The sequence below is a fragment of the Roseibium sp. AWQ4_254 genome (assembly GCF_056161025.1).
On sequence record NZ_JBSWYH010000025.1, the window covers coordinates 25,762 to 48,747 of the forward strand.

Consider the following 22,986-nt stretch of genomic DNA (forward strand, 5'->3'; position numbering starts at 1 on the left):
GCCCCGTTTCAGGTCTCATTCAAGCGCAGGTCTACTGACCACCCCCGAAGGAGTGGACATAGACCGTCAGCGACTTGATGGTGGCCGGGTCGAGCCGGTCGACCCAGGCGGGCATCACCCCGTTGCGCGGACGGGTGACCTGCGCCTTGATGTGGTCCAGCGACTTTCCATAAAGGTAGTGTGCCGACAGCAGGCTGGGTGCCCCGACCTCCTGAAGGCCTTCCAGATTGTCACCATGGCAGGCCGCGCAGTTGTCCTCGTAGAGCACCTGCCCGGCAGCCAGATCGACACCCTCCTGGGTCTCCAGTCCGGCCCGCGAAGCAACGAAGTTGGAGACCTGCCTGATCTCCTCGCGGGTCAGCAGCTCATCGGCCCCAAAGGCCGGCATGTCGCCGATCCGGGCGTCGTCATTACCCGAGCGGATGCCGTAAAGCAGTGTCGTATAGATGTCTTCCAGCGTGCCGCCCCAGATCCAGGTATCGTCCTGAAGGTTCGGATAGCCCTCCGCACCGGTGGCACCGGAGCCGTGGCATGGCGCGCAATTGTCGCCAAAGGCGGCCTGGCCATTGGCCAGGGCAAATTGCAGAAGATCCTGATCCTTGGTGATGTCCTCAAGAGGGGTTGCCACGATCTTGTCGGCAAACTGCGCCCGCCCGGCCACGCCTTCATCATAGGCCGCCACCGCTTCCTGGCGCTGGTTTGCCCCGAGTATCCCGGTCGTATAGCTGGAAATCAGCGGCCAGGACGGGTAAAGCACCCAGTAGATGACTGCCCAGACAATGCAGGCATAGAAGATATAGAGCCACCATTTGGGCAGCGGGTTATTGAGCTCTTTCAGACCATCCCACTCATGGCCGGTCGTTTCGACCCCCGAGATCTGGTCCACTTCCTTGTCGTGTATATCGGTCATCGTTCAGTCCTCCCGGAACGGGATCTGGGCAGCATCGTCGAACTTTTTCGCGTTTCGCGGCCAAAGGGCATAGGCCAGAACGATGCCAAACAGGAACATGAAATAGAGGAGGCCCCAGGTCTGAGCGAAGGCCGCGAACGCGCTATAGGTTTCGTCCATGGCTCTTACCTCGCGTTGGCTGCGTTGTCGTAGATCGAGAAGTCGACCATCGTGCCCAGTACCTGAAGATAGGCGACCAGAGCATCCATTTCGGTGACTTCCTTCGGATTGCCATCAAAGTCGCGGATCTTTGCGTCCGGCCAGCGTTCCTCAAACTCGTAAGCTGCGTCGGAGTCCGGCATGGCCTGACCGAGAATGTCGGATTTCGCATTGTCGATCTGCTCCTGGGTATAGGGCACGCCAACAATCGAGTTGACCGACAGATGGGCCTGGATGTCCCGGGTGGTCAGCTTGGTTGCCGCCAGGAACGGATAACCGGGCATGATGGAGGCCGGAACCAGCGAGCGGGGATTGATCAAATGCTCCACATGCCAGTCGTCGGAATATTTGTTGCCGACGCGGGCAAGGTCCGGCCCTGTGCGTTTCGAGCCCCATTGGAACGGATGGTCATACATGCTTTCCGCCGCCAGGGAATAATGACCATAGCGTTCCAGTTCGTCGCGCATCGGCCGGATCATCTGTGAATGGCAGAGATAGCAGCCTTCGCGGACATAAATGTCCCGCCCGGCCAGTTCCAGCGGCGTGTAGGGCCGCATGCCTTCAGTCTTCTCGATCGTGCTCTTCAGGTAGAAGAGAGGTGCAATCTCGACCAGACCGCCAATGGCGATCATGACGACGATCCCGATCAGAAGAATGAAGGAGTTCTTCTCGAAGATTTCGTGTTTTTTCCATGCAGACATTGTCTGTCCCTCCCTTATTCGGCCGGAGCCAGGGAGCCGGCAGGCGTGGTGTCAGCTTCTTCAGCCTCGCCACGATAGACGGTCATCCAGAGATTGTAGGCCATGATCAGGGCACCGGCGAGGAAGAGCCCGCCCCCCAGAGCACGGATGATATAGAAGGGGTGCATTGCTTCCACGGTCTCCACGAAGGAGTATTCCAGGAAGCCGAGGCTGTCATAGGCGCGCCACATCAGGCCCTGCATGATCCCGGACACCCACATGGCTGTGATGTAGAGAACGATGCCGAGCGTGGACAGCCAGAAGTGCCAGTTCACCAGCTTCAGCGAGTAAAGGCCCTTCTTGTTCCACAGCCAGGGAATCAGGCAGTACAGCGCCCCGAAGGAAATGTAGCCGACCCAGCCCAGGGCCCCGGAATGCACGTGGCCGATGGTCCAGTCCGTATAATGCGACAGGGAGTTGACTGATCGCAGGCTCATCAGAGGGCCTTCGAAAGTCGACATGCCGTAAAAGGCGACAGAGACCACCATCATGCGCAGCACCGGGTCGGTTCTGAGCTTGTCCCAGGCACCCGACAGGGTCATCAACCCGTTGATCATGCCGCCCCAGGAGGGCATCCACAAAATGATCGAGAAGGTCGCGCCGAGGGTGGAGGCCCATTGCGGCAGAGCCGTGTAATGCAGATGGTGCGGTCCGGCCCAGATGTAGATGAAGATCAGTGCCCAGAAGTGCACGATGGACAACCGGTAGGAATAGACCGGCCGTTCGGCCCGCTTGGGAATGAAATAATACATGATGGCCAGAAAGCCGGCGGTCAGGAAGAAGCCAACCGCGTTGTGGCCATACCACCACTGTACCATAGCGTCCTGAACCCCGGACCAGACAATGTAGGACTTGGTCGAGTAGATCGAGACCGGAATGGTCATGTTGTTGGTCAGGTGCAAAACCGCAATCGTCACGATGAACGCGAGATAGAACCAGTTGGCCACATAGATATGCGGCTCCTTGCGCTTCCAGAGGGTGCCCAGGAACAGCAGCAGGTAGCAGACCCAGACAATGGTCAGCCACAGGTCGGCATACCATTCCGGCTCGGCATATTCCTTGCCCTGGGTGGTTCCCAGCAGATAGCCCGTACCCGCAATCACAATGAAAACGTTGTAGCCGAGCACAATGAACCAGGGCAGCACCTTGCCCGGCATGCGCGCACGGCAGGTGCGCTGAACCACATACATGGAGGTGGCCAGCAGCACATTGCCGCCAAAGGCAAAGATCACCGCTGAGGTGTGCAGCGGCCGCAAACGGCCGAAATTCGTCCAAGGCAGATCAAAGTTCAGAACCGGCCAGGCCAGCTGCAGGGCAATGATGAGCCCCACCAGAAATCCGGCAATGCCCCAGAACATGGCCGCTGCCGAGGCAAACTTGACCGGACCGAGATTGTAATTCGGCTTTCCGCCGATCTCCTGAGGGACCGGCTCCCCACCGTCCTCAAAGTAATTCTTGAAGATCAGGAACACGCTGACCGCGGCGAACAAGGCGCCGAGACCTGCGTGAAATGCCATTACCTGATCGAACGTCTTGCCTGCGATGATGATGCAGGCGAATGCAAGCAACACAAGGAAGATGGCGAAGCCCCCCTCCTCGAGCGAGACCAGTCCGGCCTTATTTTGTGCCATTTCGCGCCCCAAATTTTAGAACCTATGAAAGGTGCCAATGATGGGACGACCTTGCGCATGAGTCCGCCCGGGGCGCGTTGATCCATGTCAAGAAGCGGGTGTGGACAGTCCGGAACACGGCCGGTTTTGCCAAGATGCCGCAGCTAAACCACAGGCGCGTGAAACGTTCTCCCCGCCTTTTTCCAGGTCAACCAAAAGCTGCTTCAAATGATACTCAATCTCCCTCATGTAGTTAGTCCACTTCGGATAGTTCCAGATACTCAATAATCTTTTCAAGCATTTGGTTCTGATGGCTTCCAGGCTGCTTCCAGAGCGTTATTTGCTCATGCAAAGGCACCGCGAGCTGGAACGGCGCCACCAATTCGCCCGTTTCCAGATGGGCTGCCACAAGAGACCGGTGCGCCATCAAAACTCCAGCCCCGTTCAGGGCTTCCTGAACCGCCACAGCATAAAGCGAGAAAACCGGCCCCTTGGGTACAAGCGCCTTGCCGGGCAGCACATGGTCGAGCCACAGCGCCCAATCGTTTTTCCAGGTGGCATCCGTCAGACAGATGGCGGACGCCAAGTCTTCCGGGCGTGTCAAACCTTCGGCAATTTCCGGAGTGCAGACCGGAAGCACGTCGTCCCTGATGGTGGTTCTCTCCGGGCCACCGGCATCATCCAGATAAAACAGGCATAGATCAAAGGGAGTTCGCTTGAGGTTGGGCGGCTTTTCCATGGCGGTGATGGATATGTCGATACCGGGAAGCTTTCGCCGCAACACTGGCAGGCGGGGCGCAAGCCAGAGCTGTGCCAGCGCGGGCAGCGCGGCAATATGCACCTTGTGAGGCGCACCATCCTGACGCAAATCGCGCACCGCCTGACTAAGGGCATCAAACACGTCCACGAAGGACGGCAAGGCCCTTTGCCCCACCGCAGTGAGCTGCACGCCTTTTGCGCTGCGGGCAAAAAGCGCAGCTCCGATCTCCTCTTCCAGCGACTTGATCTGCGCAGACACAGCCCCGGATGTCACACCAAGCTCCTCGGCGGCCAGGGCAAATCCCCCCAATCTGGCGGCAGCTTCAAAGGCCCGCAATGCATTCAAGGACGGCAGCCTGGGGACCGGAGGGGAAACGGGCATCTCTAAGACCTATTTTTTTTAGCCCTTATTTTTCTAAAATCTGATTTGCAGCCTGGCAAGAGCCGCGCCACCCTTGCATCGACCTTGTTGGAGACCGTGCTATGCCCGTAACAAACCTCAGACCCTGGCTGCCGAAAGATGTGGCCACTCGCATTGATGACATCACCAGCAGCCTGCGTCTGCTGTCCTCCGGCCAGATCGCCGCGCGGATCGAACAGCTTGTGGCGGAGAACTGCAAAATCCACGAGCAGGACTGCTTCAATCTCAATCCGGCCACCAATGTGATGAACCCGCGCGCAGAAGCGCTTCTGGCCAGCGGTCTCGGCTCCCGGCCTTCGCTTGGCTATCCGGGGGACAAATACGAAACCGGACTGGAAGCCATTGAGGAAATCGAGGTGATCGCCGCCGAACTTGCCCGGGCGGTGTTCAAGGCCAACTATGCGGAAATCCGCGTAGCCTCTGGCGCCCTTGCCAATCTCTATGCCTTTATGGCGGTCACCAAACCCGGAGACAGGATTATCGCGCCCCCTGCGCGCATTGGCGGGCATGTGACCCATCATGCCCCTGGCTGCGCCGGTCTTTATGGGCTGGACATATATGAAGCGCCGGTTGATGCGGATGGTTATTCGGTTGATCTGGAAGGCTTGCGGGCCCAGGCCCTGGACCTGCGCCCCAAGCTCATCACCATCGGCATGAGCCTGAACCTCTTTCCCCACCCGGTCTCAGAGATCCGGGCGATCGCCGATGAAGTAGGGGCTCTTGTCCTGTTCGACGCGGCCCATCAATGCGGCATGATCGCTGGCGGCGTCTTTGCCAATCCGCTGGAAGAAGGCGCTCATCTGATGACCATGAGCACCTATAAAAGCCTTGGCGGCCCGGCCAGCGGGCTGATCGTGACCAATGAGCAAAGCCTCTCCGAGCGGCTCGATGCCATCGCCTTTCCCGGCCTGACGGCAAATTTCGATGCGGCCAAATCCGCAGCCCTGGCCGTCTCCCTTCTGGACTGGCAAGACCATGGGGCCGCCTATGCGCAGGAAATGGCCGCCACAGCCAAGGCGCTTGCAGCCGCGCTGGCTGGGGAAGGCCTGCCGGTCTTCACAACCTCCCAAGGCGCGACGGCCTCCCACCAGTTCGCCCTGGAAGCTGCCGCCTTTGGTGGCGGGCAAAATGTTGCGAAGAAGCTGCGGCAGGCAGGCTTTCTGGCCTGCGGCATCGGCCTGCCTCTTGCCACGGTGGACGGCGACATGAACGGATTGCGCCTCGGCACACCGGAGATTGTGCGCTGGGGCATGACGGTTGAGGACATGCCCCGTCTGGCCAGGCTTGTGGCCGAAGCCCTGCGCTCCAACAACCCGGCCGGCATGGCCGGGCGCGTTGCGGACTGGCGCCGGAGCTTTAACCAGCTGCATTTTATCCATGAATGAGAGGAGTTGAGGGGCAACTTGGCGCCCCCAGGCGCTCCGGAACTCGGCGTAACACCTGCGGCCCGGACAACCGTTTTCCTTGCAAAGTTTTGCACGGATACAGGAGTGTCATCGAACGATCACATCACCTTGACACTTTGGCGCCGAATTGGAACGGTGCAGAAAGTCTCACCCCCATTTCAAGCGCTGCTTGAAAAGATATGTGAGAAATCCGATCTGAGTTTGCTGAAATCTATGTTTTGAAAGGCCCGTTGAATGGCATCATCCGATCCGACCCCTCTTGCGGCACCATCGCAAACCCTGCCGATGGTCAAGGCTGACCCTGCCGAGATTGCCCGGATCGGAGAGCGGATTGATTTGTCCGACCGAGCCGGTATTTCGGTTTTCGGCGATGGGGCCCAAAAGTCCGTGACCGACTATGCCGACCGTATTCTGGGCCAGATCCGCAACAAGGACATAGGTGATACCGGACAGCTTCTCAGCGACATTCTTCTGAAGGCCAAGAGCCTGGATCCTGCATCGCTGCAGCAAAAAGGGTTTTTGTCCCGTATCTTCGGCTCCGCCAAAGCAAGACTTGAGCGGTTCAAGCAGGAATTTGAGGATGTGTCCGGTCAGATCGACCGGATCGGGCTGGAATTGGACAAGCACAAGGACACGTTGCGGCGGGACATTGCCATGCTGGATGACCTGCATGAGGAAACCACGCAGTCCATCTTGAAGCTGGATGCCCATGTGGAGGCAGGCAAAGCCTTTGCCGAGCGCTACCGGAGCGAAGAGCTGCCGAAGCTGAAAGCGGCCGCTGAACAGACTGGCTCCCATGACGGCCTTCTGGAAGCCCAATCCTATCAGGACGCGGTTCAGGCGATCGACCGGCTTGAAAAAAGGATCTTCTATCTCCAGCAAGCCCGCCAGCTCGGTATCCAGCAATTGCCGCAAATCCGTATCGTGCAAGCTGGTGATGAAACCCTGATTGAGAACCTGCAAGCCACCTCGACCCTCACCGTTCCGGCTTGGAAACAAAAGATGGTTATTCTGCTCGGGCTCAACCGGCAGAAAGCGGCACTCGATATGCAAAAGCAGGTGACAGACACCACGAACCAGATGATCCGCGAAGCCAGCCAGATGATGAAGGATCAGGCGATTTCCATTGAAGAGCAATCCCAGCGCGGTATTGTCGATATCGAAACACTTCAGCAGGCGAACACGGACCTGATCGACACGATCCAGGGAGTGTTGCGCGTTCAGGAGGACGGCCGCCGGAAACGCGCGGATGCGGAACGGCAGATGGAGACCATGACTGCAGAACTGAAATCCGCCCTGACCAGCGCCAACTAGGGGAGCAGGCTTATGCCCCTTCGTCTGAATCTGAACGGCTTTCTGACGGCCGTCGCTTGCCTCGCCCTTGCCAGCTGCAATGTTGGCCCCGCTACACCGTTCAAGATTACTGCCGGTTCGGAAAACCGGGTGCTGCAGCCCATCGTAGAAGAATTCTGCAGCGAAAACGGCATGGACTGTACCTTTGCCTATCAAGGGTCTTTGGACATCGGCCTTGCGCTCGGCAGCCAGGAGGGCATCGACAGTGATGCGGTCTGGCCGGCGTCCAGCGTGTGGATCGACCTGTTCGACACCGGCCGCAGCGTCAAACACGCCACCTCCATTGCTCAAATGCCCGTCATTCTCGGGGTCCGCACGTCCAAGGCGCAGGAACTTGGCTGGGTCGGAACCGATGTCCGCATGGACGATATTCTGAAAGCCGTGCGCTCCGGCCAGCTCAAATTCCTGATGACATCGGCAACTCAGTCAAATTCCGGCGCCAGCGCCTATCTCGCCATGCTGTCGAGCGCCCTTGGCGGGGCTTCCGCTGTGATCGAACCGGGCGATCTCGACAAACCCGATGTGCAACGCACGGTGAGCGAGCTGCTGTCCGGTGTGGCCCGGTCTTCCGGGTCCTCCGGCTGGCTGGCCGATCTTTATGTCAAATCTGCAGCCGAAGGCACGCATTTCGATGCGATGTGGAACTATGAGGCCGTGCTGAAGGAGACCAATGACCAGCTCCGGCAATCGGGCGATGAACTTCTCTATGCAGTCTATCCGGCCGATGGTGTTGCAATTGCCGATTCTCCACTAGGGTTTGTCGATCGCGGACGCGGGAAGGAAGTCGAAACCTTCTTTACAGAGCTTGTGACTTATCTGCAGTCCGAGGCGACCGCAAAGCGCATAGCCCAGACCGGCCGGCGCATACCTCTTGCAGGCCCGGAGATTTCAGCTCCAAAGGAGCCGGACTGGAATTTTGATCCTGAACGTATGGTAACCGCCATCCGCAAACCCGAACCGGCCGTGATCAGGCAGGCCTTGGATCTCTATCAAAGCGCCCTGCGCAAACCGTCCCTGACCGCCCTCTGCCTGGACTTTTCCGGATCCATGCAAGGCCAGGGCGTCAAGCAGCTAAATCAAGCCATGGGATTTTTGTTCACCCCGGAAGAAGCCAGCAAAGTACTGGTGCAATGGTCCCCAAAGGACAAGATCCTTGTCTATCCATTCGCCTCCAGGGTCCGGAACCGGAAGGACGCGAGCGGCAACCCGCAAGACCAGAAGACCCTTTTGAGCCAACTCAGATTTGAACAGGCTGACGGTGGGACCAACATGTATGCCTGCGCGGAAACCGCACTGAAGGATATTGCCGCTACTGCTGATGTGACCAGTTATCTGCCCGCCATCGTCATGTTGACAGATGGCAAGAGTGATGGCGACCTCAAACGGTTCCTGTCCCTGTGGAAGGCAACCTCCCCGAAAGTTCCTGTCTTCGGGATCACCTTTGGCAATGCTGACAAGAGCCAGCTGGAAGCGCTTGCGGCCGCCACATCTGCCCGGGTTTTTGACGGCCAGAAGAATTTGGCAGGAGCCTTCCGCTCCGCACGCGGATACAACTAGGCTCATGATGTTGGGAAAGGATGCCAACTGGATCGTGGCCGGCCTTGTTGCGGCTCTTGGATTGCCCGCGTTCATCTGGCTGGGTATGCCGTTTGTCATCGCCCTGCCCGTTGTTCTGACAGCCTTTGCCGGGCTTGTGATCCTGCTGGCCCCAAAGCGTCTGTTTGAAGGTTTCAACGTCGCAGGGATCGGCAAACAACGGCTCGCCTTTGCCAGAGATCTGCTTTCCGAAGCCGCCCCTTCCGCAGAGCGCCTCGATCAGGCCGCCCGGACGATTGCAAACGCGCAAGTAAAACATCAGGTCGCCCATCTGTCCGAGATCGCTTCTGACATCTTTGCCCGTGTAGAGGCCAATCCCGCGACGGCCTCATCAGTGCGCCGCTTCTTGAGCTATTATTTACCCAAGGCAGCCGATATTTCCGAAGGCTACGTGGTGCTGGAACGCAAGCGTTCCCCCAACCCGGACCGTGTTGGCGAGGTAACGAAGGTGATCCAAAAGCTGGAAGATGCCTTTGTGCATTATGCGGATTCGCTCGCAGAGACAGAGCTAGGCACCCTGGATGTTGACCTGAGGCTGCTGGAAGCCTCCCTGAAAGAAGATCTGGAGCGTTAATGGCACTTTCACGGCGCACTTTCGGATTGGGATTGCTCGGCTTGAGCGCTGCTGGAACCGGTGCTTATGTGGCCCTGAAAGACCAGCCGGAACTCCAGGGCCTTCTGGGGGAAAAGACACATCTTTTCGGCTTCCTTGGGGGGGAAAAACGCTCCTTCATTGAGGACCCGTCCGTTGAAAGCGCCCTGCGCGGCTGGGGGCTCACCCTGGATGCGAGGGTCGCGGGGTCAGTCGAAATGGTGCGCGAGCCAGCGATCCTCGCGCAAAACCCGCAATTCCTTTGGCCCTCGTCTGCCACCATGGTCGATATCGCGCGGCAAAACGGGGTTAAGATCCGCCGGGACCAAGTCATTTTGAACTCGCCGATCGTGGTCTACTCCTGGGAACCTGTCGTCGAAGGGTTGAAAAAGAACGGGCTGGTCAGCGTGACTGCGCAGGGGCACAACGCCTTCGACCTGGCCGCCTATCTGGACGCAGTTCTTTCAGGAGAAGACTGGTCGGGCCTCGGGGTCGACGGGCTCTATGGGAAGGCCCGGATCGTCTCAACCGATCCCAACCGCTCCAATTCTGGGTTTATGTTTGCCGGTCTGGTCCTCAGCCTTCTCACCGGAGATGTCGCGGACAAGGCTGCTTTGGCAGAACATGGCGAACGGGCAGCGGAGGTTTTCCGTGGCATGGGACTAAAGTCCTCGTCCTCCGGGAAACTGTTTGATCAGTATCTGTCCGGCGGTTTCGGTGCGGAACCGATGGTCGTTGGTTACGAAAACCAGCTTGTTGAATGGATTCTGGCAGATCCGGCCCGCTGGCAGCGTGTCCTTGGGAGCAACGGTCCCAAACCAGCCGTGCTTTATCCCCGTCCAACCGCGTTTTCCGCCCATCCGCTCATTACAATCGCACCAGAAAGTGACAGATTGCTGGAGGCCCTGCTGAGCCCGAGCCTCCAGGAACTTGCCTGGAAAAACCATGGTTTCCGCGGCCCGCTTGGTGCGGTAACCGGGCTTGCGAACCAAGAGGTAGCCGGGCTGCTGCCGGAAACCGTCAGCGCGATTCTGCCAATGCCCTCTGCCGATGTCATGCTGGCGTTTTTGAATCAAATGAGCGCTTAGCCCCGATCCTTAGCAAAGCAAGCAGCCTTCTGTTTTTACAGAGACTTCAGGTGCGGCCTTACACCGAAGCCTTGGCAGACGGCATGCAGAACTGGACGGAAGCGGCATATGCCGCGCTTGAGAGTATTGCGGGGCCCTCTTCTGATCTCCTGAAAGCCTTGCTGGAAAGATCGCCGCCAGGAAATCTCGACAGCGGAAAGCTGCCCATCATTCTCCCCAGTTGAAAAGCGGCAGCACGATTGTCTATGACGGGGCAATTCTTCCGGGCTCCGAAGTGGAATCCTCCCAAAGGCCATTGCCACCCGCTCAGATGGTGGACCCCACCGCATCACGCTGCGGAGTGACGGGTTGGGGTACCGTGGACGGCACAGGTCCGCAGCTTGCGCATATCCTCGGCTTTTTTCCTGACCGCTGCTGCCTATGGCATCTTGCAATAAGTCTGCACGATGCTCTGGAATCCGGACGTTTTCAATCCGTCGTCCGGGGCGTTCCCCGGCCGGCTTCCGCCCTGGTCTTGCCCAGCACCAGGCTGGTGATCGCCGGCAGCAGCAGGACCATACCCGTATACCGGGCGATCTGATGAGCCGCGACAAAGGCCGGGTCCAGGTGCAGCATGAAGGCCAGAAGCGTCATGACTTCCAGGCCACCGGGCGCATAGGCCAGCAGCGCCTGTCCGAAGGGAATACCCACCAGAAACGAGGCCAGCAATGCGCCGGCAACCGAGGTGCCAAAGGCCGCCGCAAAGGCGGCACAGGAGGCCCCGAGCACGCTGACAAACTGGCGGAAGGTCATGCTGGCAAAGCGGCAGCCGATCATGGCTCCCATCAGGGTGAAACAGGGCACAATCAGGACCGGCGGCAGCACCAGGGTCATGGCGCCGGATGCATTCAATCCCGCGCTCATGAAAAACGCGCCGGTCATCCAGCCGCCCGGTACCTTGAACCACACCGTCAGCAGGCTTGCCAGCACACACAGCCCACCGCCAAGGGCGATCTCGTACCAGTTCGACACGGCAGCGGCCGCACCTGAGGGGTCCAGCGTCCCGCTGCTGTGCGCGATGACATAGGGAAGAACAGCCACCAGAACAAAAAGCCGCAGTGACTGGCTTGAGGCAATGCGCGGCAGATCAGCCCCCCGGTCCGTCGCCAGCGCAATCACATAGGACAAGGCCCCGGGGATCGCTCCAAAAAAGGCTGTCTCCCTGGACCATTTGGCGCCAAAATGCAGAACAGCATAGCCCGCCAGGGTGACGCTGACGACCACCACCAGCAACAGAGCCATGGAGACCGGCCAATCACCGATGCGCTCCACCACTTCGGGGCGCACCCCCTGGCCCATGGATATTCCTATCACGACAAACAGCCCGTCCCGGAGCCGGTCCGGAATGGCTGTGGGCATTCCGGAAAAGGTGGCAATCGCCACAAACACCATGGCGCCGGAGAGCCAGGCGGCGGGCAAATCCAGCAGATAAAACCCCCAGGCCCCAAACGCGGCCACCACCACGGTTAGACACAAAGCAAGAACAGGGCTGGTTTTGATGTCAGGGGTCATGCACACATAGAGTTTTGTCCGGCGCAAGCGGACGGCCAGTCGTTTGCAGCCCTTTCTAGCGGCATTGATTCCTGCCGTCATGATGGATTGCATCGATCAACATATAAACTTGCGCCAGAGGGTGCAGGCGCGCGCGCCCCAAATCCGTCCGGTCTTGAGCGATATCAAGGCATCGCCGCCCATTTGCCCGGATCATGGCCCCATGACCCAAGATCCGCTTTCCTATGCACTGCGCAATGTCCCGCGCTACACCAGCTATCCGACAGCTCCGCATTTTCATCGCGGCGTCACCTCTGAGGTTTATGCGGACTGGCTCCGGGCCATCGGGCCGGAGGACAGCCTGTCACTCTATCTGCATGTGCCCTATTGCCGGGAGCTGTGCCATTATTGCGGCTGCCATACCAAGGCAACCCGGCAGGACGCCCCCTTGAAGGCCTATGCGGCCACGCTTGGCCAGGAAATCAGCATGGTGGCCAGATTCCTGGAGCACGCCGGGCCCGTACGACATATCCACTGGGGCGGCGGCACGCCCAGCCTCTTGCCGAAAGACAGCTTCTTGAACCTGACCGGCCTGATGCGGGTCCTGTTCGAGTTTGCTCCAGATCTGGAACATGCCATCGAGCTCGACCCAAGGCTGGTGACGGAAGACCTGGCTGAGATGCTGGCGCTGATCGGGGTCAATCGAGCGAGCCTCGGGGTACAGGATTTTGATCTGAACGTCCAAAAGGCCATCGGCCGGGTTCAGCCCTATCAGGTTGTGGTACAGGCGGCGGGCTTCCTGCGCGCTGCCGGGCTTGAGGCGCTCAATTTTGATCTGATGTACGGGCTGCCGGGCCAGACACCCGACACGATCCTCGATACGGTTGACAAGACGGTTGCGCTAGCGCCCGGACGGATCGCACTGTTCGGCTATGCCCATGTGCCGTGGATGCGCAAGCACCAGCGGCTGATTGACGAAACCGCCCTTCCCTCTGCGGCCGAACGGCTCGAACTGGCGGACCTGGCGCGGGCCGCTCTCCTGAAGGCCGGATACATCGCCATCGGGCTCGACCATTTCGCCAGACATGATGACAGCATGGCCAGTGCGCTTGCCAAGGGCAGCCTGAAGCGGAATTTCCAGGGCTACACGACGGATCAAGGTGAACAGCTGATCGGATTTGGCGTTTCCTCCATCGGTCGGCTGACCAACGGATACATCCAGACCTTCTCCGACGTGGGCAGCTGGCGGCGCAGCATCCTGGCGGGCGAATTGCCGATCGCCAAGGGCTTGGCGCTGACCCCTGACGACCGCTTGCGGGCGCATATCATTGAAGATCTGATGACCAACTATGAATGCGATCTGGCGGCGGCCTGCTCGCTCCACGGCCTGTCGCTTCAGGCGCTTGGCGATGCGTTCACTGCACTTGAGGATCTTGTCCGGGACAACCTGGTGGTGCTGGACACTGCCGGGGCCGGGCCGGAGAACGGCCTCACGCTTCGGGTGACCAAGACCGGGCGCCCCTATGTCCGCCTCGCCGCAGCCGCTTTCGATGCCTATCTGGCTGACAGCCAGGCCTCCGGAAGAGCCCGGCATTCCGCAGCTGTTTAGTGTGTGCTGCTCTCAAGTTGTGACGCCTTCCGCTGCTTGATACCAACCTCAATAGATAGAAACCCATCTGATGGCGCTGGTCTGGATTGGCCGGCAAGGCGCGTTGCGCAGGACGGCCTTTTTGGCCGTTCAAGCGGCGCAACGCAGTCCGGCGGGCCGGAGCAGGCCACCAAGGCCGTGTTTGAGGACTGTTCAGCTGCGTCCCAGGTTTTGAACGATAAACCATATCGCCCTGCAACCTGCTCCTTGCCGAACAGTCCCCAAACACGGTCAGATCGGTTCCTATCTAGTGAGGTTGGTATGACATCGTGAATGTCAACGGGAATGGCCATCCGCAAGAAGGCAGCACGCTTTCAGCTCTGACCAAAGTCAAAGGCTGCGGAGTTCCGCAGCCTTTGAAAACACTTGCCGATAGCTGATGGAGCGCGGGTCAGTGCATCCCTGTCATCTGACAAAGGGTGCAGACCTTGTTCAGGTGGATCTTGTCCGCCTTGTCGACCCGGATCACCCCGCGCCGCTTCAGGTCGGAGACAACCCGGCTGACGGTCTCGATGGTCAAGCCCAGATAATCGGCAATTTCCTGGCGGGTCATATGCAGCTGAATGTCGTAACAATCGGCCGCTTCATCACGCGGGCCGACACAGCCGAGACCGCCCCGGTCCGGGACAAGATGCATCAGAAAGCTGGCGACCCGCTCAACCGCCGACTTGCGCCCCAGCAGCACTGCATGTTCATGCAGAACACGCATCTGGTTGGTCAGGCATTTTGTGAGGGTCCGCTGGAGCTGGTCTGAGCGCTCCACCTGCCGCAGCTCGATTTCCTGAACCACGCACTCCGTCAGCGTTTCCGCCGTGCAATCACTTTCGTTGCTGCTGGCCAGACCGAAGATATCACCAGGCCGCAGCACTTCCACCACCTGACGGCGGCCATCGGGAAGAAGCTTGTAGAGCATGACCGAGCCGCGCACCAGCTCATAGAGCCGCCGTGCGGGGTCACCTTCGTAATAGATCACCGAATGGGTTTCATATTCGTGGGTCTTGCCACCAAATTCGGAAAAGTTCGACTTTCCGGGCGCGCACATGGCCGAGCCGGACGAGCCAGCAACAGCGCCTTGCCCTGAAACACCTGCTTCCAAATAAGCCATAATCCCTCCTTCGTGCAGATCTGCACGGCTTTCTGCTCCAAGGGGCCTTCTTCCCCGCTTCGAAACACCGGACTTCCGGTGGCAACGGACAAGACGAAGCACCCTTTAGTTTCAAGACGCCCCGTCCGACGTCTTGAAACTTACAGTCAGTACTCTAAAGCTCAGAAAGTATTGAAGGAATTCGGTCGACTGCGTAAGAGAAACTACATATGCGCTCAAAGGACGCAGATCTGTTGCCGTCCATTTGTCCCTGCGTGTGCGGCAAACATTTTTTTGCGCGCGCCCAATCTGTTGGATCTCCTTCGCAGAGCCTGGCTATGGGGAAAGACACAAGATCTGGAGGGCATGCGGGAAACGGCGAGAGCATCGTGCGACAAGTTTGCGCCATTTGATGCTGGAAAGCAGATCCTTCGGCAAGGCGCTTCGCGCAGCGCGATGCGGTATATCGGGCAAGCGACGCAACGCGGCCGATGGGCTGCTTTCCATCACCTGAGGGGCCAGTCTGCTTTGCCCGCTGACATCGTTGGATCACACTTGTGGTGGGAAACACCAAGGCGCGCGATCCGCCTCCTCAGCAGACAAAGCAGATCCCGTCAAATGGTGCAGACTTGTCGCACGATGCTCCAAATGGCACAGGACCGGTAAAGTTACAGGGACACAGCCCCGCCACAGCTCCAGATCAGGCCATGGCGGTGGACAGCATGTCGATGGACAATGGTTTGCGCAGCACGGTCAGTCCATCCAATTCTTGAATATACCGCTGGATATTCATCCGGGACTTGCCGGAAATCGCGATCATTTTCGGGGGGGCGTTCAAGGTGTTCAGCTCGCGGACGATCTCGGCGCCGCTCACCCCTGGAAGGCCAAGATCGACGATCACCCAGTCGCCCTCAGACAGGGTCGCCTGGGCCTGAAAGCTTTCGCCGTCATGATAGATCCGGGTGAGATGATCAAGATCCTCCAGCGCAAACGCCAGAGCATCGGCAACAGCCCTGTCATCTTCGATAATGTGAACAACCAAACACGCGGTCTCCTGGAACCGGCGGCATTGCCAAGGTTCTCCCAGAAAATACGCTAGTTTTAAGCCCGCGTGAGTACGCAGTATTACGTCTTTTCGTGTCTTTTCTCAAGATTGCCTTCGCGCATAAGTATTCAGCGCAGCATTTCTGCCACCACGTGTTCACCCGGACGCCGGATGCCCCAGCACGATTCGCACCAGATCCGCCGCATTGCGCGCGCCGAGTTTTTCCATGATGCGGGCCCGGTGTACTTCTACCGTGCGCGGGCTGATGCCCAGTGATCGTCCCGCTTCCTTGTTGGAGGCCCCGTCAGTGATCTCCTTCAGCACTTCCATTTCCCGGCGGGTTAGAAGATCTGCTCCCTTGAACGTCTGGGACGTGTCGGCTGCGGCCCGCTGTTTCATGGCGGCAATCGCGTCTCGGACCCGCTCCAGCACCGCTTCGGCGGAAAACGGCTTTTCGATGAAATCAAACGCGCCGTTTCGGATCGCCTCAATGGCCATCGGAATATCGCCCTGGCCGGAAATGATGAAGATCGGCGCCGGATAGTTCTCTGCGTTGAGGGCCTTAAGGATCTCGATCCCTGAGCGGCCGGGCATGTGCACGTCCAGCATCACGCAGGCAGGCGTGGCTTTGCTGGCCGATTGGGTGAAGGTATCGCCGTCGGAAAAGGTTTCGACGACATAACCTTCCATGTTGAACAAGACAGACAGCGCATCGCGCACCGCAGGATCATCATCAACGATGTAAACGGCCTGTGCATCAGCTTCCATTTCAATCAGATCCTTGATGTTGGGTCTTTTTTCTTTTTTACGTCAGAAAAGTCCATCCGGCATCTTTTCGTCCGGATGAACCGGCAGGGTCAGCAGGAACGATGCTCCGCCGCCCGGACCGGTGGGTTCAAGTCGCAAGTCGCCGCCATGGTTCTGGGCGATTGAGCGGGAAATTGCCAGCCCAAGGCCAACCCCCTTGTGCTTGGCGCCGGTGAACGCCCGGAACAACCCGTCAACCAGCTCTGCTGGCACACCCGGTCCATTATCCGCCACCCGGAATTCTAGCAAGCCGTTATTCTGTGTCACTGACAGTTTCACCGATTTATCCGGCAGGTCTGCCACCGCTTCGCGGGCGTTGCGCAAAAGATTGATGAGAATCTGGCGGATCTGGACCGGGTCGGCCTGAAGCGGCGGCAGGCCAGGCTCAACCGTGGAAGACAGAAAGGAGCGGGTTTCCCCGCTGCCCAGTTCCGCCATTTCCAGACAGGCGCTGACAAGTTCGGCCACATCCACCGTTTCCCGTTCGGGCGCCTTTTTCTCCACCAGCTGCCGCATGCGCTGAATGATCTCCCCGGCCCGCTCCGCTTCCCGGACCGCCTTATCAAGGACCGAAAGGATCATCGGATCGAGAGAGTCTTCTGCTTTGGCCTTGCGCGACACGGATTGCAGATAAAGCAGAACCGCCGTCAGCGGCTGGTTCAGCTCATGGGCAATGGCAGCTCCCATCTCGTCGAGCGCGCTCAGCCGGGTCACATGAAGCAGCTGGGCCTGGGTCTTGGCCAGCCGGTCCTCGATGCGCCGGCGGGAGCGCAGATCCCTCAAGATGCCAATGAACTGGCGCCCGTCCGGTGTTTCGGCTTCCCCGACAGACAATTCAATCGGGAAGACCGTGCCGTCCTTGTGCTGGGCCTGCACCTCCCGGCCAATGCCGATGATCTTCTTCTTGCCGGTTGATTTGTAGTTCTCGATATAGCTGTCATGAGCATGGGCATAATCGGCCGGCATGATCCGCTTGACATTGCGCCCCAGAAGATCAGCTGCCTCATAGCCGAACAGCTCCTCGCAGGCCTTGTTGAAAGCCAGCACCTGTCCGCACTCATTGATGACGATGATCCCGTCGACCGCCGTATTGAAAACGCTAGCGAGCCGGGCTTCCGACACAGCAGCGGCCTCTTTCCCAAGTTCGATTAAACTGTCGTCCGGCATCCGGTATCCACATGGAAGTCACATCCATCTCTGGTTTAAGGGGTTTTACTTAGCCCAGCAACCCATACGGGACTTAAATCTCTGGAAGCCAAGCGCTAATTCGCCGCATGGCTTCCTCTAGGTGGTCCGCGCGGCGGGCATAACAGAGCCGCATATAGCCTTCGCCCCCTGGCCCGAACGCTGTGCCCGGCGCCAGGCCGACACCGGTTTCCTTTACAAGATCAAGGGCAAACTGGCGGGTGTCGCAGACACCTTCAACCGTAAAGAAAAGATAGAACGCTCCCTCAGGCGCTGCCGCCCGGATCCGCGCATTGGCGGCCATCCCCTTGAGCACCACCTCACGGCCTTTGCGGGCGCGCTCGATCTGGCAGTCCAGAAAAGCACTCCCCTCGTTCAAGGCGGCAACCGCTCCCCATTGCGCAAAGGCCGGCACACCCGATGTGGAATACTGGATCAGGTTTTCAAATACCTGCCCCAGGCTGGGCGGCGCGGAGATCCAGCCGATTCGCCAGCCGGTCATGGCCCAGTTTTTCGAAAGGGTGTTTACGAAAACGATCTGGTCGTCCGGATCGGCGACATCATAGAACGACGGGGCCCGCCTACCGTCACCGTAAAAATATAGTGCATAGATTTCGTCGGCGATGATCCAGAGCCCGTATTTGCGCGCCATTGCCAGGATATCCCGCAGCAGATCCTTGTCCGCCACCCATCCGGTTGGGTTGCTGGGTGAATTGAGGAAGAGCGCCCGGGTTGCAGGCGTCACCGCAGACGCAAGATCCCCCACGTCCAGCCGCCAGCCGCCGCCCTCTTCCCGCATGGGCACTGGCACCGGCCGCGCGCCCTGGATCTCCAGGCACGCGCTGATATTCGGCCACGCAGGCGACGGCACCAGCACGTCTGCCCCCGGTCCGGCCACCGCCTGAACCGCAAGCTGGATCGCCTGCATGCCCGATCCGGTGACAAAGAAAGTCTCCGGCGCGAACGGCCTGTCATAAAGACCGTGATGATAAGAGGCCAGGGCTGCCCGCAATTCGGGGATACCGCGCTGATAGGTGTAGAAGGTTTCGCCCCGCTCCATGGAGGCGGTGGCTGCCCGGCAGATGAAGTCCGGCGTCGGCAGGTCCCCTTCCCCCGCCCACAGCGGGATCAGCTGCGGGTGGGTGCGTCCCGCATTGACAATTTCGACAATTCCGCTTTCCGGAGCATGTCTTGCTCCTGCACTCAGTTGCTCGATCAGCCTGGGCACGTCCTCATCCTTTCCGGGGCCCTTGCATATCGTCCCGCCCCTGCCAAGACGGTGTAGTAGCCTGAATGCACTGGTAAATTCCATCAAAGAATGTGACAACGGCGTGCAAAGCCTGACCATTGTCCAGCTCTACGGACTTGGCCGCAAGGCGGATAGACAGACCTTCCGCCTTGTGATCCGATCAGGCAAAACGGGTCCGCGCATACCGGTTGGGAGGACGGTGGACGACGCCATGCTGCACGGATGGATCGTGATTCTGGCCGCCACGGCCTATATCCTGCTGCTGTTTGCGATTGCCAGCTATGGCGACCGCATGACCCGGCGCAGGTCGTCACGCGCCGGTGGCCGCCCGTTCATCTATGCCCTGTCCCTCTCCGTCTACTGCACGTCCTGGACCTTTTTCGGGTCGGTCGGCAATGCCAGCCGCAGCGGGGCCGAATTTCTGACCATCTATATCGGCCCCTTGCTGGTCTTTTTGCTCGGCTATCCGCTCCTCAGGCGCATCATCCAGATTTCTAAAACGGAAAGCATCACCTCCATCGCCGATTTTATCGGCGCCCGCTACGGCAAGAGCCAGTCGGTGGCAGCCCTGGCCACCCTGATCGCGGTGATCGGCGTGATCCCTTACATTGCCCTGCAATTGAAGGCCGTATCGCTTTCTGTCGGAACTATGGTCGGGTCGCTTATCGTGCCGGGCAACATTCTGCCGCCCGTCTTTTACGACATCACCTTGATGATCGCCCTTGGCATGGCGATTTTCAGCTGGGCCTTTGGCACCCGCCATATCGATGCGACCGAGCACCAGGAAGGGCTCATGCTGGCGATTGCGGCCGAGGCCATCGTCAAGCTGATCGCCTTTCTCGCGGTCGGCGTCTGGGTCACCTACTGGCTTTTCGACGGGCCGTTTGACCTGATCCGCGCCATTTCCGAAGCGCCGGAAGTGGCCGATGTCTTCGAGCAGCCGGTTAATGTGAGCAACTGGCTGATCCTCTCCATCCTGTCCAGCTTTGCCGTGTTGATGCTGCCGCGCCAGTTTCACGTTACGGTAACGGAAAACAATTCGGATGCGGAGCTGCGCTGCGCCACATGGCTGTTTCCGCTCTATCTGGTGCTGATCAACCTGTTCGTGATCCCGATTGCCGCCGCCGGGATGCTGCGCTTCGGACAGGACATCAATCCGGACACCTTCGTTCTGGCCCTGCCCATTGATGCAGGCCAGGACTGGCTGGCGCTGTTTGTCTTCATTGGCGGCCTGTCCGCTGCAACCGCCATGGTGATCGTGGCCACAGTTGCCCTGGCCATCATGATCTCCAATGACATTGTGGTGCCGCTGCTGCTGCGCCGCCATAGCGAGGACGAACTGGTCAACACACACGGGCGGGACATGAGCCGCCAGCTGCTGACGATCCGCCGTCTGGCGATCTTCGCCATCCTTCTGCTCGCCTATGCCTACTACAAGGCCGCCGGAGATACGGCGGCCCTTGTGTCCATTGGCCTTTTGTCCTTTGCCGCCATTGCCCAGTTCGCCCCCGCGTTTATCGGCGCGCTTGTGTGGCGGCGGGCAACCGCCGTCGGCGCGCTGGCCGGGCTGAGCGGCGGGTTTCTGCTCTGGGCCTACACCCTGCTGCTGCCCACCTTCGCCCAGTCCGGGATCATTTCCTCCGGCGTTCTGGAAACCGGCCCCTTCGGGATCAGCGCCCTGAAGCCCCAGGCGCTGTTCGGCCTGAACATCGACCCGTTCATTCACGGGACCTTGTGGAGCCTGATCGTCAATATCGTGCTCTTTATCGGCTTTTCCTTCGTGCGCAAGCCGCTGCCCGCCGAGACGCTTCAGGCCAATGTGTTCGTACCGGCTGAACTCAGCCCTTCCCCCAGCCTCAGATACTGGCGTACGTCAGTGACGGCCGGAGACCTGCAATCGACAGTCGCGCGCTATCTGGGGGAAGAGCGCACGGAACGCTCGTTCAAGCGATTTGCCAGGGAACGGGGCATTTCGCTTGATCCCACCATGCTGGCCGACGCCAACCTGTTGCGTTTTTCCGAGCAGCTTCTGGCCAGCGCCATCGGAGCCGCCTCGTCCCGGCTTGTCCTGACCTTGATGCTCAAGCGCCATGACCCGTCCACCAAGGGCGCCGTGAAGCTGCTGGATGATGCCTCCATCGCGATCCAGTACAACCGGGACCTGCTTCAAACAGCCTTGAACCAGGTGCGCCAGGGGATCGGCGTTTTTGACCGGGATCTGCGCCTGATTTGCTGGAACCGGCAGTTCCGCGACCTTCTGGGCCTGCCAGCCGAATATGGCCAGGTCGGCACCACGCTGGATGCGATCCTGCGCTTCAATGCCGAACGGGGGGAATTCGGCTATGGCGCCGTTGAGGCGATTGTCGCCGACCGGATCGAAAAACTGGTACTGATCCAGGAAACCTTCCAGGAACGGCTGGACTCAAGCGGGACCGTTTTCGAGGTCCGTATCAGCCCCATGCCCGATGGCGGTATCGTCACCACCTATACGGACATTACCGAGCGGGTGATGGCCGAAGAAGCCCTGGCACGTGCCAATGAGACCCTGGAACGGCGCGTGCGCGAACGCACGGAAGAGCTGACCCATGTGAATGAGCGCCTGGTGGAAGCGACCCGGGAGGCAGAAGAGGCCAATATCGGCAAGACGCGGTTTCTGGCTGCTGCGGGCCACGACATCCTGCAGCCGCTCAATGCGGCCCGGCTCTATGCGTCGGTTCTGGTCGACAAGTTGAAGGAAGGTGACGATGGCGAGCTTGTGCGCAACGTGGAATCGGCGCTGGAATCGGTGGAAGACATTATCGGCGCCGTGCTCGACATTTCCCGCCTTGATACGGGGGCCCTGAAGCCTGAGCCCAGTGTTTTCCGTCTGGAAGAGGTGCTGCGGGGCCTGGCCCTCGATTTCCATCCCATCGCCCGCGAGAAGGGCCTGGAGCTGCGCTTCGTGCCCACTTCCGTGTCTGTCCGCTCGGACCGCAGGCTGCTGCGCCGGCTGTTGCAGAACCTCATTTCCAACGCCCTGAAATACACCCAGTACGGGCGGGTTCTTGTCGGCTGCCGGCTGCAGGGAAACAGGGTTTGCGTTGAAATTCATGACACGGGCATGGGCATTCCAACAGGCAAACAACGGGCGATCTTCCAGGAGTTTCACCGGTTGGATGACGGGATGCGGGTCGCCAAAGGGCTGGGCCTTGGCCTGTCCATCGTCGAACGGATCAGCCATGTGCTCGATCATCCGGTCCATCTGCGGTCGGAAACTGGCAAAGGATCGTGTTTTTCAGTCGATCTACCGCGCGCAGCGGCCGTGCCAAGAGCTGCGCCTGCCAAGCTGGCTCCAGCGTCCGTCGGCGCTCTGGACGGGCTCTGCGTGGTCGCCATCGACAATGAGCCGGATATCCTGAGCGGTATGCAGCATCTCCTGACAAACTGGTCCTGCACGGTTTTCACTGCGGCCGACGACCAGGAGGCCGCTGAGAAATTGCACGCGGCCGGGCTCGCCCCGGATGTCATCCTGGCGGATTATCATCTGGACAATGGCACGGGCATTGAGGCCATTGTCCGGTTGCGCTGGAAGTTCGGCAGCCACATACCGGCCATTCTGATCACCGCAGACCGGAGCCGGCCCGTGCGGTCCGAAGCCGAAGACAAGGATATCACCTTCTTCAACAAGCCTTTGAAACCAGCCGCCCTGCGCGCCCAGCTCACCCGCTGTCAGGCGGGCCAAGCGGCGGAGTAATCCCAATCTCAATTGATAGAACGTCCAGACCA

The 22,986-nt window shown here is 59.5% G+C and carries 18 protein-coding genes; 7 read left to right on the forward strand and 11 right to left on the reverse strand.

From position 1 onward, the window contains the following. Positions 1 to 31 precede the first annotated feature (31 nt). The 5 genes from ccoP to ACXAIC_RS18465 all read right to left on the reverse strand — a co-directional run bounded on the left by ccoP (position 32) and on the right by ACXAIC_RS18465 (position 4,599). The gene (gene ccoP / locus ACXAIC_RS18445) at positions 32 to 910 is read right to left on the reverse strand and encodes a cytochrome-c oxidase, cbb3-type subunit III (RefSeq protein ID WP_475183554.1); all 879 of its coding nucleotides are present in this window, start codon (positions 908 to 910) and stop codon (positions 32 to 34) included. Positions 911 to 913: 3 nt separating this feature from the next. Continuing rightward, the gene (locus tag ACXAIC_RS18450; RefSeq protein ID WP_475183557.1) at positions 914 to 1,069 is read right to left on the reverse strand and encodes a cbb3-type cytochrome c oxidase subunit 3; all 156 of its coding nucleotides are present in this window, start codon (positions 1,067 to 1,069) and stop codon (positions 914 to 916) included. Between the two features lie 5 nt (positions 1,070 to 1,074). Then, complete coding sequence (ccoO, locus tag ACXAIC_RS18455) at positions 1,075 to 1,809, reverse strand: cytochrome-c oxidase, cbb3-type subunit II (RefSeq protein WP_475183559.1); 735 nt, start codon at positions 1,807 to 1,809, stop codon at positions 1,075 to 1,077. Positions 1,810 to 1,823: 14 nt separating this feature from the next. Then, positions 1,824 to 3,479: a cytochrome-c oxidase, cbb3-type subunit I gene (ccoN, locus tag ACXAIC_RS18460; protein WP_475183561.1), complete on the reverse strand. Its 1,656-nt coding sequence runs from the start codon at positions 3,477 to 3,479 to the stop codon at positions 1,824 to 1,826. A gap of 232 nt (positions 3,480 to 3,711) precedes the next feature. Further along, positions 3,712 to 4,599, reverse strand: coding sequence for a LysR family transcriptional regulator (locus ACXAIC_RS18465; RefSeq protein ID WP_475183564.1), 888 nt, complete (start codon positions 4,597 to 4,599; stop codon positions 3,712 to 3,714). Positions 4,600 to 4,700: 101 nt separating this feature from the next. Between ACXAIC_RS18465 and ACXAIC_RS18470 the strand changes: the two genes are divergently transcribed. The 5 genes from ACXAIC_RS18470 (at position 4,701) to ACXAIC_RS18490 (ending at position 10,673) form a co-directional block, all read left to right on the forward strand. Further along, a complete protein-coding gene (locus ACXAIC_RS18470; RefSeq protein WP_475183567.1) occupies positions 4,701 to 6,023 on the forward strand; it encodes an aminotransferase class I/II-fold pyridoxal phosphate-dependent enzyme in 1,323 nt (440 codons plus the stop codon). Between the two features lie 255 nt (positions 6,024 to 6,278). Then, the gene (locus tag ACXAIC_RS18475; protein ID WP_475183568.1) at positions 6,279 to 7,358 is read left to right on the forward strand and encodes a toxic anion resistance protein; all 1,080 of its coding nucleotides are present in this window, start codon (positions 6,279 to 6,281) and stop codon (positions 7,356 to 7,358) included. A gap of 12 nt (positions 7,359 to 7,370) precedes the next feature. Next, positions 7,371 to 8,954 (forward strand): substrate-binding domain-containing protein, encoded by a 1,584-nt coding sequence (locus ACXAIC_RS18480; RefSeq protein ID WP_475183571.1) that lies wholly within the window; start codon positions 7,371 to 7,373, stop codon positions 8,952 to 8,954. Between the two features lie 4 nt (positions 8,955 to 8,958). Beyond that, on the forward strand, positions 8,959 to 9,567 hold the full coding sequence (locus ACXAIC_RS18485) for a 5-bromo-4-chloroindolyl phosphate hydrolysis family protein (protein ID WP_475183573.1): 609 nt from the start codon (positions 8,959 to 8,961) through the stop codon (positions 9,565 to 9,567). Beyond that, a complete protein-coding gene (locus ACXAIC_RS18490) occupies positions 9,567 to 10,673 on the forward strand; it encodes a hypothetical protein (protein WP_475183576.1) in 1,107 nt (368 codons plus the stop codon). The genes ACXAIC_RS18485 and ACXAIC_RS18490 overlap by 1 nt, the downstream gene beginning before the upstream one ends. A gap of 468 nt (positions 10,674 to 11,141) precedes the next feature. Here ACXAIC_RS18490 and ACXAIC_RS18495 read toward each other — a convergent pair whose 3' ends face one another. Beyond that, positions 11,142 to 12,305: an AbrB family transcriptional regulator gene (locus ACXAIC_RS18495; protein WP_475183579.1), complete on the reverse strand. Its 1,164-nt coding sequence runs from the start codon at positions 12,303 to 12,305 to the stop codon at positions 11,142 to 11,144. A gap of 121 nt (positions 12,306 to 12,426) precedes the next feature. On the opposite strand from ACXAIC_RS18495, the gene hemN reads away from it, so the two are divergent. Then, positions 12,427 to 13,812: an oxygen-independent coproporphyrinogen III oxidase gene (gene hemN / locus ACXAIC_RS18500; protein WP_475183581.1), complete on the forward strand. Its 1,386-nt coding sequence runs from the start codon at positions 12,427 to 12,429 to the stop codon at positions 13,810 to 13,812. Between the two features lie 430 nt (positions 13,813 to 14,242). Here hemN and ACXAIC_RS18505 read toward each other — a convergent pair whose 3' ends face one another. The 5 genes from ACXAIC_RS18505 to ACXAIC_RS18525 form a co-directional block, all read right to left on the reverse strand. Next, positions 14,243 to 14,956 carry a Crp/Fnr family transcriptional regulator gene (locus ACXAIC_RS18505; RefSeq protein ID WP_475183584.1) on the reverse strand — a complete coding sequence of 238 codons (714 nt, stop codon included), beginning with the start codon at positions 14,954 to 14,956 and terminating at the stop codon, positions 14,243 to 14,245. Between the two features lie 679 nt (positions 14,957 to 15,635). Next, entirely contained in the window at positions 15,636 to 15,977 is a 342-nt protein-coding gene (locus tag ACXAIC_RS18510; protein ID WP_475183586.1) for a response regulator, read from the reverse strand. 159 nt (positions 15,978 to 16,136) lie between these two features. After that, on the reverse strand, positions 16,137 to 16,748 hold the full coding sequence (locus ACXAIC_RS18515; RefSeq protein ID WP_475183588.1) for a response regulator transcription factor: 612 nt from the start codon (positions 16,746 to 16,748) through the stop codon (positions 16,137 to 16,139). A gap of 42 nt (positions 16,749 to 16,790) precedes the next feature. After that, entirely contained in the window at positions 16,791 to 17,954 is a 1,164-nt protein-coding gene (locus tag ACXAIC_RS18520; protein ID WP_475183591.1) for a two-component system sensor histidine kinase NtrB, read from the reverse strand. A gap of 73 nt (positions 17,955 to 18,027) precedes the next feature. Next, entirely contained in the window at positions 18,028 to 19,200 is a 1,173-nt protein-coding gene (locus tag ACXAIC_RS18525; RefSeq protein ID WP_475183595.1) for a pyridoxal phosphate-dependent aminotransferase, read from the reverse strand. Positions 19,201 to 19,432: 232 nt separating this feature from the next. On the opposite strand from ACXAIC_RS18525, the gene ACXAIC_RS18530 reads away from it, so the two are divergent. Beyond that, on the forward strand, positions 19,433 to 22,954 hold the full coding sequence (locus ACXAIC_RS18530; RefSeq protein ID WP_475183713.1) for a NahK/ErcS family hybrid sensor histidine kinase/response regulator: 3,522 nt from the start codon (positions 19,433 to 19,435) through the stop codon (positions 22,952 to 22,954). Positions 22,955 to 22,986 lie beyond the last annotated feature (32 nt).